The 8,466-nt window shown below is 53.4% G+C and carries 7 protein-coding genes; 6 read left to right on the top strand and 1 reads right to left on the bottom strand.

The window, feature by feature from the left end:
• The 4 genes from L692_RS0113670 to L692_RS0113655 form a co-directional block, all read left to right on the top strand.
• Window positions 1-1,086 (top strand): glycoside hydrolase family 13 protein (locus L692_RS0113670; protein ID WP_025700673.1); only part of this gene is annotated, 1,086 nt, incomplete at its 5' end.
• 73 nt (window positions 1,087-1,159) lie between these two features.
• A complete protein-coding gene (locus L692_RS0113665) occupies window positions 1,160-2,200 on the top strand; it encodes a LacI family DNA-binding transcriptional regulator (protein ID WP_025700672.1) in 1,041 nt (346 codons plus the stop codon).
• A gap of 103 nt (window positions 2,201-2,303) precedes the next feature.
• Entirely contained in the window at window positions 2,304-2,966 is a 663-nt protein-coding gene (gene pgmB / locus L692_RS0113660) for a beta-phosphoglucomutase (RefSeq protein ID WP_025700671.1), read from the top strand.
• A gap of 45 nt (window positions 2,967-3,011) precedes the next feature.
• Complete coding sequence (locus L692_RS0113655; protein WP_025700669.1) at window positions 3,012-5,330, top strand: glycoside hydrolase family 65 protein; 2,319 nt, start codon at window positions 3,012-3,014, stop codon at window positions 5,328-5,330.
• A 138-nt stretch (window positions 5,331-5,468) separates the two neighbouring features.
• Here L692_RS0113655 and L692_RS0113650 read toward each other — a convergent pair whose 3' ends face one another.
• Window positions 5,469-6,326, bottom strand: a complete 858-nt coding sequence (locus tag L692_RS0113650) for a P-loop NTPase family protein (protein ID WP_025700668.1) — start codon at window positions 6,324-6,326, stop codon at window positions 5,469-5,471.
• A gap of 308 nt (window positions 6,327-6,634) precedes the next feature.
• Here L692_RS0113650 and L692_RS0113645 point away from each other — a divergent pair, with 308 nt between their 5' ends.
• Window positions 6,635-7,498, top strand: coding sequence for an AraC family transcriptional regulator (locus tag L692_RS0113645; protein ID WP_025700667.1), 864 nt, complete (start codon window positions 6,635-6,637; stop codon window positions 7,496-7,498).
• Between the two features lie 196 nt (window positions 7,499-7,694).
• Window positions 7,695-8,466, top strand: a 772-nt coding sequence (locus L692_RS0113640) for a DegV family protein (protein WP_025700665.1), incomplete at its 3' end; no start/stop codon positions are given.

Genomic DNA, 8,466 nt, shown 5'->3' with positions numbered 1-8,466 from the left:
CGGCTTGTGGACGCCTGCCATGAACGGGGAATCCGCGTGCTGCTTGATGCCGTGTTCAATCATTCGGGCAGCGGCTTTGCGCCGTTTGTCGATGTCCTTGAGAACGGCGAGAACTCGGTTTACAAGGACTGGTTCCATATTCGCAAGTTCCCCGTTCAATCGGAGAACGGAATTCCCACCTACGACGCCTTCGGTTTTGTCGAGGAAATGCCGAAGCTCAATACGGAACATCCGGACGTCAAGCGGTACCTGCTGGGAGTTGCCGAATACTGGATCAAGGAGGTCGGCATCGATGGCTGGCGGCTGGACGTGGCGAATGAAGTGGATCACGGGTTCTGGCGCGAATTCCGGAAGGTCGTGAAAGAGGCCAATCCCGAAGCGTATATATTAGGGGAAATTTGGCACGAATCCTCCCCCTGGCTGGAGGGAGACCAGTTTGACGCCGTCATGAACTATCCGTTTACCGACGCGGTGCTCGATTTCTTCATTCACGGCTCCTTGGATGCCGAAGGATTCGCCAATGCTGTCGGCAAGCAGTTATCCCTCTACCCGCTTCAGGCCAGTGAAGTCGCCTTCAATCTTCTTGGCAGCCATGATACCGCCCGATTGCTGACGCTCGCCGGAGGAGACAAGAAGAAAATGAAGCTGGCCGCCCTGCTCCAATTTACGTTTATGGGCGCTCCCTGCATCTACTATGGAGATGAAATCGGGCTTGACGGTGGTGAAGATCCGGACTGCCGGAAATGCATGGAGTGGGACCCGGCGAAGCAGGACCGCGAGCTGTTCGCCTTCTATCGCAAGCTGATCGCCATTCGGAAGAACCACCCGGAGCTTCGTACAGGAACTCTGACTTTCCTTGAAGCGAAAAGTCATGGCAGCAAGCTGGCCTATGAACGCCGTCTGGGGGATGAGTCAGTGGTTGTTCTTCTCAATAAGGAGGATACGGGACAAACCTTCCGTCTTCCGCTGTCGGACGCTTGCTGGAAAGACCTGTTTACCGGTCAAACGCTCCACACTGACCGGGGGATATTGTCGGTAAAGCTTCCTGCACACGGCTTCTCCATCCTGAAGGCGGCAGACCGATAAAGCAAACTATTTACAATCGAATCCACTTCGGTTAAGATAAACATAAGCAAGCGTTTCCACAAGGAGGTTCTCTATGACAGTTACCATCAAGGACGTGGCCAAGAGAGCGGGCGTATCGCCCTCCACGGTTTCCCGGGTGTTGTCGGGCCATCCTAGAATCAGCGTGGAAACCTCCCGCAAGGTTAAGGTCATTATGGAAGAAATGGGCTATCATCCGAACATTATGGCCAAGAGTCTCGTGTCGAAGACGACGAACAGCATTTGCATCATCCTGCCAAAGCCGGCTGAGGAATTGTTCTCCAATCTGTTCTTTATGGAACTCATTCGCGGGATTGTTACACAGGCAAGCCGTTCAGGCTACGATGTCCTGATCAGCTCCGGCGCGACGGAAAAGGAAGAGCTTGCGGCGGTCTCCCGGCTTCTCAAAGGACGGCGCGTCGATGGCGCGATTCTACTGTACTCCCGTAAAGACGACGCGGTGATCGACTTTTTGAAGACTAACGGATACCCTTTCGTTCTGGTGGGACGCAGCGACAAGTATGATGATATTCTGTCCGTTGATACCGACAATCTGATGGCGGCCTATGATGCTACGAATCACCTCATCTCCATGGGACATACACGGATCGGCTTTGTCAGCGGTCCTCCGAACCTGATTGTTTCGCGGGACCGGCTTGAAGGCTACCGGAAAGCTATGGAGCATCACGGCCTGGAACTGAAATCCGATTGGATTGTGGAAGGAGAATTTCTCCAGGAAAGCGGCTACCGCGCCATGTCATTCTTCATGAATCTGCCGAGCCGCCCCACGGCGCTTGTCGTCGTGGACGATATCGTTTCCTTCGGTGTTCTCCGGGGATTGAGTGAGCTGAATTACAGTGTTCCAGCTGATCTTGCGCTGGTCAGCTTCAACAATATCCCGCTGTCCGAGCTGTCCACTCCGCCAATCAGCAGCATTGATATCGGAATTTACCATTTGGGCTACACGGCTTCCCAGATATTGATCCAGGCCATTCCGAAGCAGAGCAAGGAGCCGGGCCTGACCAGACGGCTCATCATTCCTCATCGTTTGATTGTACGCGAGTCTTCCATGTTCTCTCCCGTGAGAAGTGAATAAGTAAATGAAGCAAGCGAGCGCTTCATTTATTTTTTGGAGCGCTGTACAAACGTTTGCACTATCCATTCGAGGACGTGCCAAATTGACTTTAAGGAGAATGATTATGACTGAAATCAAGGCTTGCCTGTTCGATCTCGACGGTGTGCTGGTCGACACCGCCAAGTATCATTACATCGCCTGGAAGGAGCTTGCGGATCAGCTCGGCTTTGAATTTACGGAGAAGGATAACGAGCGGCTGAAAGGGGTCAGCCGCTCCGCGTCGCTGAACATTCTGCTGGAAATTGGCGGACTTGCGTTGGATGAGGCCGAAAAAGCCCGGCTCGCCGAAAGTAAAAACAGCCGTTACGTGGAGTATATTTCGTCGATGGACAGCTCGGAGATTCTGCCCGGCGCTCTGGCTTTTCTGGAGGATTGCCGCAGCCAGGGCATCGGAACCGCGCTGGGCTCTGCAAGCAAGAACGCGATGACCATTCTGAACAACACCGGACTTACGCCGTATTTCGATGCGATTATCGACGGAACCAATACTTCCGTCGCCAAGCCCGATCCGGAAGTATTTCTGCTCGGTGCTGAAGCGCTTGGCGTCCCCCCCGTGAACTGCGTTGTCTTCGAGGACGCCGAAGCCGGGATCGAAGCGGCCCGACGCGCGGGAATGGCAAGCGTTGGCATCGGTTCGCCCGAAACGCTCGGAGCGGCGTCGCTTGTTGTCCCTTCCCTGCTTGAGATGAGCGTTGCCCGGCTTAAAGAAGCTTTTGCCGCCGTATAAGTTCACTTCCAAATATTAATTTATATATTGAAGGAGCCGATGGATATGAAGCAATACTTAAAAATCGATGAATGGTCGATCATTGAAGAAACCTTCGATCCGCAAACCCAGGAAATTTCCGAAAGCGTATTCAGTTTGGGCAACGGCTATATGGGCGGGCGCGCCAATTTTGAAGAACGTTACACCGGGCGGAGCCTTCAGGGCAGCTATATGGCCGGCGTGTACTATCCCGACAAGACCCGGGTCGGCTGGTGGAAGAACGGTTATCCCGAGTATTTTGCCAAAGTATTGAACAGCACCAACTGGATTGGCATCGACATCAATATTAATGGCACTCCGCTGGATCTCGCGGCATGCACCGTATCGGAATTCCGGCGGGAGCTGAACATGAAGGAAGGCACGCTGTCCCGCAGCTTCACCGCCGCTCTTGCGGACGGCAAGGAGGTTAAGGTCGAGAGCATCCGGTTTGTCAGCATGGCCCGGCGGGAGATCGGCGCGATCCGCTATTCCGTCACCCCGCTGAATTTCTCGGGAACGATCACGGTGGCCCCTTATCTGGACGGCGACATCAGGAACAAGGATGCCAACTATGACGAGAAGTTCTGGAACGAGGTCGAGAAGGACGGCTTCCCCGGCGGGGGGTATCTGACCCTGAAGACGAAGAAGCTTGATTTTCACGTGACCACCGCCATGGCGTATGAAATTGCTGTATCCGGGGAACTGCTGAAAGCCGATGCCGAGACGGTTCTGCGCGACAAATACGTGGCGAATATCGTTAAGGTTCCGGTGCAGCAGGGCGATCAGGTCATCCTCTACAAATACGCCGCAAGCGTGACCTCCCGCAACTACGGTTTGGGTCAGCTCGTGGAGGCGGCGCAGAGTGCTCTCCAGTCGGCAAGGGAGGCCGGTTTTGCAACCTTGCTGACCGAGCAGACGGAGGCCTGGAAGGACAAATGGAAGGAAAGCGATATTATTATTGAGGGCGATCCTTCAGCGCAGCAGGCGATCCGCTTTAATATTTTTCAGCTGAACCAGACCTATACCGGCGAGGACGACCGGCTGAATATCGGACCCAAGGGCTTTACCGGTGAAAAATACGGCGGCAGCACCTACTGGGATACGGAAGCCTACTGCGTCCCCTTCTATCTCAGCACTGCGGATGCCTCGATTGCCCGCAACCTGCTGATTTACCGCTACAAGCATCTGGAGAAGGCCAAGGAGAATGCCCGGAAGCTCGGCTTCGCCAAAGGCGCGCTGTATCCGATGGTGACGATGAACGGCGAGGAATGCCATAACGAGTGGGAAATTACTTTTGAGGAAATTCACCGTAACGGGGCCATCGCCTACGCCATCTACAATTATGTGAACTACACCGGCGACAAATCGTATCTCGGGCAATATGGCCTGGAGGTGCTGGCGGAAATCTCCCGTTTCTGGGAAGAGCGCGTGCACTACGTACCGCATAAAGACAAATACGTCATGCTCGGCGTTACCGGACCGAACGAGTACGAGAATAACGTGAACAACAACTGGTACACGAACCGGATCGCCGCCTGGACGCTGGAGTATACTTTGGAAGCGCTCGCTTATTTGCGGGAACATGAAGACACGCGTTATGCGGAGCTGGTCGACAAGCTTGGTCTTCTGGAAGAAGAAACGGATAAATGGCAGGATATCATCGATAAGATGTACTACCCGCTGGATGAGGAGCGTGGCATCTTCCTGCAGCAGGACGGATTCCTCGACAAGCAGATCATTCCGGTCAAGGAGCTTGCCCCCGAGCATCTGCCGCTGAATCAGAAATGGTCCTGGGACCGCATTCTCCGCTCCTGCTACATCAAGCAGGCCGACGTGCTGCAAGGGCTGTATTTCCTGAACGACCGCTACGACCTGGAGACGAAAAAACGGAACTATGACTTCTACGAGCCGATCACTGTACATGAGTCCTCCCTCTCCCCCTGCATTCACTCGATTCTCGCCTGCGAGCTGGGATACAAGGAGAAGGCCTACGAAATGTACTTGCGGACCTCAAGGCTGGACCTCGATAACTATAACAATGATACCGAGGACGGCTGCCATACCACCAGCATGGCGGGAACCTGGATGTCGATTGTGCACGGCTTCGGGGGACTCCGGGTTCAAAACGGGCGGCTCGGGCTGAAGCCGTTCAATCCCGGCCACTGGTCCTCCTATTCCTTCAAGGTCATGTTTCGCGGCTCCCGCCTCAAGGTTACCGTTACCGACCGGGACATTACGGTTGCCAACGAGACCGAAACCCCGGCTGCCATTACGATCTATGACAAGGAGTACACCGTTGGTGGACTTGGCACAGTGACCTCGCAGGGCGTGCCCGCCGCCATCTAGCGCTCAGGCCGTTTCCTTCAAGCCTAGATTGAGTGACAAAAGCCGTCCGGGGCGGAGATTCCCTCCTCCCTGAACGGCTGTGTTTGTTGCACACTATAGCTGTTTTATTGAACTAGCGTTTCTTGTGCAAACCATTGGTTATTTTTCTCTGTTTGACATAACAAATTGAATCACTTCCTGATGAACCCGTTCCCAATTGAGGTCATCATTTCTTATAACTGACTTCGAAATTAAGAGCCGTTCTATGATTTTCATCTCTATTTCGGTTCGAACTCTTAAAAACTCAACAAGTCCGTCAAACCCTGTCAGCCCATGACTCCGCCCGTACCCCTGCTGAGTGTAATACTGAGTTACGCCATTTTGCCATTCGGATGAGCGTTCCTCGAATGCTCTCTTTAAAGTAGAGCGAACATCACCAGGATGAAAATAGAGAAGTGACGGGTTTAACGGCTTGATAATGTCGCCGAGCTTCAGTACATAATCTGTAATGGTATCCTCCGAAGCATCATATCGACCAAGCATGGCTGAAAGGGGGTTTTGAATGAAACAGCACTCAAAAATGGTTACCGTCTCCTCTTGCAGCCCAGCCTGTACAAACTCGCTCCACCTGTTCAAATGCACTTCACAATGCTGCTCTAATGGCAGTATTCCATCATAAATGTCGTATTGCATCACATCAGACAACAGTTCATCCGGGAACACCTTACTTGATTCCTGTATGTGCTTACCATAATCAATAAAGTTGTAGTCCCCTTTGCACTGAGTAATCGACCGAATCAATCCGACGGACTCTGAATGCCTCTCTAATAGCTTCTGATACTCTTTATTTGTCAAGCATGAAACTTTATCGTAATCTGCCGGATGATCCAAATCTCCCTCAAGAAATAGATGTGTGTCTATTCCCAATGCTGTTAAATGGTCATTAATCAATTTAGCTGTTGTGCTCTTGCCAGAACCCCATATACCTTCAACGATGATCAACTTAGTTCTTGTCATACTAACCAACCCCCTCATAAAAAAATAATGGCGGTCGGTCATTTAACCGCCATTTTAACTCATGTTACCTTGTGTAAACTCCATTTCGTTCATCTCCCTTCACTGTCTATATTATATTTCCATTGGGAAATATTAACAACACTCATTCACCAAGCTATCCTCTAAGCATCAAAGTCTTCGTAATCCTCATGTCGCATTTGCGTTATACTTGTGGGGCTGGCAATTATAATACTGTCCACAGGAAGCACGGAAGAACAGGATCGGCGGGCAGCGACGTGATACGATAGTTGCAGAGGAGATGGCAGACGATGGAATGGCTGAACCGAATGAAGGACGCGCTGGAATATATGGAACGACATATGACGGAACCGGTAAATATGGAAGATATCGCTAGAGCAGCCTGCTCTTCGCCATTCCACTTTCAGCGGATGTTCAATCTGCTGACCGGAGTGACCGTCGCCGAGTACATCCGCAAACGGCGGCTGACGCTCGCCGCCCAGGAGCTGGCGATGACGCCGGCCAGGGTGCTGGACGTCGCGCTCAAATACGGCTACGACTCGCCGGAGGCATTCGCCAAGGCGTTCCGCAAGGCGCATGGCCTTACGCCCTCGGCGGCGCGCGAGCCTGGGGCCGTTCTGAAGGCTTTCCCCCGCCTCTCCTTCCACCTGTCCTTGAAGGGAGACAAAGAAATGGATTACCGTATCGTGAACAAAGAAGCGTTTACCGTGGTCGGCAAGACGATGAAGACCTCCTGCCGCGATGGAGAGAATTTGCGGAGAATCCCGCAATTTTGGCTGGAATGCAACAAGGACGGCACCTACGACAAGCTCCTTGAGCTGGGCGGCGGCATCCATGATCTGCTCGGAATATGCGCCGATATGAATCACGAGCAGGAGACGCTCACCTACTGGATTGCCGTAGAGAACGACGAGCCGACACCGGACGGCTACTCCTCCATCGTGATTCCGGCCGCGACCTGGGCCGTCTTCACTTCGGTCGGTCCCATGCCAGGCGCAATTCAGAGTGTGTGGGCGAGAATCTTCCAGGAATGGTTCCCCGGCACCGGCTACGAGCATTCGGGCGGACCCGAGTTTGAGCTGTACCCGCCCGGAGACCCGGCCTCGGAAGATTACCGCTGCGAGATATGGATTCCGGTCATGACGAGGTCATAAGCGAAGCTAGTCCAACAAATGAAGAACCGGCCAAGCGCACAGATGCATGTGCCCGGCCGGTTCTTTCGCGTCTTATCGTGGGCAGGGAACGGACAAATTAGGTAGGTTTATGATTGGACCTAAGCTTGCTATAATTGAAAGAAATGAGGTATGTATTGAGATTCAAGGGATCTGATTACCGGAGAAGGAGAATTTCATGCCCAACGTAAAGATTTATACAGACAGCACATCCGATATGCCGCAAGGCTGGAAAGAATCCTATGACATCGGCGTCGTCCCGCTGTATGTCGTGTTTGAGGACGCCACTTACCGGGATGGCGTAGATATTACGCCGGACGAGGTGTACCGGAAGGTGGCCGCAGCCGGCGCGCTGCCCAAGACGGCGGCCCCTTCGCCTGCCGACTTTATTCATGCCTTTGCGCCTGCGATTGAGGAAGGCCGCGACATCGTCTATATCAGCCTTTCTTCCGCTCTGTCTTCTACCTATCAGAATGCGTGTCTTGCCGCAGAGGAGTTTCCTCCCGGACGCGTAAAGGTCGTAGACTCCGGCACATTATGCGGCGGAATCGCCCTGCTGGCCGTGAAGGCGGCTCAGGCGGCGCTCCGCGGCGGCAGCTCAGACGAGATTGTCTCCATGGCGGAGCACAGCCGCAGCCGGCTGAGCACCGAGTTCGTCATCGACACGCTCGACTATATACATATGGGCGGCCGCTGTTCGGGCATGCAGAACTTTATCGGCAGCCTGCTCAAGATTCGTCCGGTGCTTCGATTGGCAGGCGGCAGCATCGTCCCCGTGAGCAAGGTCCGCGGCAAGAAGGAAAAAGCGGTGGAGCAGATGCTATCCCACGCCCTGTCGGACATAGACCGGATGGACAAGGAGCTGATCATCGTTGCGCATACGCAAGCTGAGAAAGACGCCAGATTCCTGGTTGACGCCCTTAAGGAATCGACCGGAGGAGTCGGGGAAA

The sequence above is a fragment of the Paenibacillus forsythiae T98 genome, assembly GCF_000520735.1.
GTDB lineage: Bacteria > Bacillota > Bacilli > Paenibacillales > Paenibacillaceae > Paenibacillus_AQ > Paenibacillus_AQ forsythiae.
This window is presented reverse-complemented; position numbering and strand designations above follow the sequence as displayed.